Here is a 1,263-nt window from a genome sequence, read left to right as displayed (position 1 = left end):
TTCCCAAGCCCGCTCAAGTGAGCGCGCCACAAGACGGTTCTCGGGCTCGACGGCGTCATACTGACGCCGGGCGCGCTCGGCCTCGTAGCGGGCGCGCTCCACGCGAAGCGCCCACTGGCGCTCGAGCTGACGACTCTCTTGCTCCGGTTGGCCCGCCGCCGCGAGTGCGATCTCAATCTGATCCGGCACCAGGGCATCGAGGAGCATCCGTTCGACCAGCGCGTCAACCGCCAAGGCCCGGACTTCCTGAAATAGTGCAGTGCCTAGCTGGTCCCGATCCGAGCGGCAGCAATAGACCGGATAGTCGGCATTCGGGCCCGTGTAGAGCATGCTCATGCGCCGTCCGCAACGGCCGCAGATCGCAATTCCTTGTAACAGGGCTGCCCCCTTGCGCGGTACGCCAGAGTGTTCTGCCTCATAGCGGAAGATGTTATCTGCCAGTCGCCCCTGGTTGGCCATGAACTCCTCCCAGCTGATATAGCCTGGGTGAGCGGCGTGGAGGCAAACCGCCCAATCCGGGATCGCCACCTTGACCGTTCCCGTCAGCGATCCCGGCCGGCATCGGTTCGGATCCTTTTGCCGACGGCCATAAACATACGCCCCAGCATAGGCCGGATTTTGAAGGATACTAAGGAGGGGTGCACTATCTGGCGCACGCCAGACGATCTCGTGTGGAGATGGTCCAAGCAGCGGTCGAACCGGCAAGGATAATCCGTTCCTGTCCAAGTACCGCATCACACGGCGAGCGCTTTGCAGTTCCCGGAATTTGGCAAACACGAGATGAAGACGGGCCTGCACCTCCTCATCGGGATTGAGAACAATTGTGCCGCCTCGATCATAGGCGAGCCCGGCTGGCAGGGGCAGCCGCAGTTCGCCCCGCGTTGCCTTCTGGCGTTCTCCTTGGTGAAGGCGCATCCGAAGCTGATGCAGCTCCGCCTCGCTCATGATGCCGGACAAGCCCAACAGCAGGCGGTCGTGGTAGGCGCGCGGATCGTAAAGCCGCTCGCCATCCGCAATGAGCACGCCGAACACCGAGCACAGCTCGAGAAGCTGATGCCAGTCCCGGTTATTGCGGGCCAAGCGAGAAGCGTCGAGGCTCACCACAAGGCCGGCGTTGCCAAGGCCGATCTCGGCAATGAGCTTCTGGAAACCATGACGATCCACAGCGCCAGCACCGGATTTGCCCAGATCCTCGTCAATGACCTGGACGCGCTCCGGCGGCCAGCCCAGACCGATGGCGCGATCGACGAGGCGGTACTGCAG

The 1,263-nt window shown here is 62.9% G+C and carries 1 protein-coding gene and 1 pseudogene; both read right to left on the bottom strand.

Annotation, left to right across the window (positions count from 1 at the left end; genetic code table 11):
- Positions 1-459: zinc ribbon domain-containing protein (locus IVA91_RS06175; RefSeq protein ID WP_247458467.1), on the bottom strand; the 459-nt coding region annotated here is incomplete at its 3' end.
- Positions 460-489: 30 nt separating this feature from the next.
- Positions 490-1,164, bottom strand: a pseudogene (locus tag IVA91_RS06170) (recombinase family protein); the annotation flags it as partial.
- Positions 1,165-1,263 lie beyond the last annotated feature (99 nt).

Source organism: Bradyrhizobium sp. 153 (assembly GCF_023073835.1).
Lineage (GTDB): Bacteria > Pseudomonadota > Alphaproteobacteria > Rhizobiales > Xanthobacteraceae > Bradyrhizobium.
Note: the sequence above shows the minus strand (reverse complement) of the source record. Positions and strands in the feature narration are given on the sequence as shown.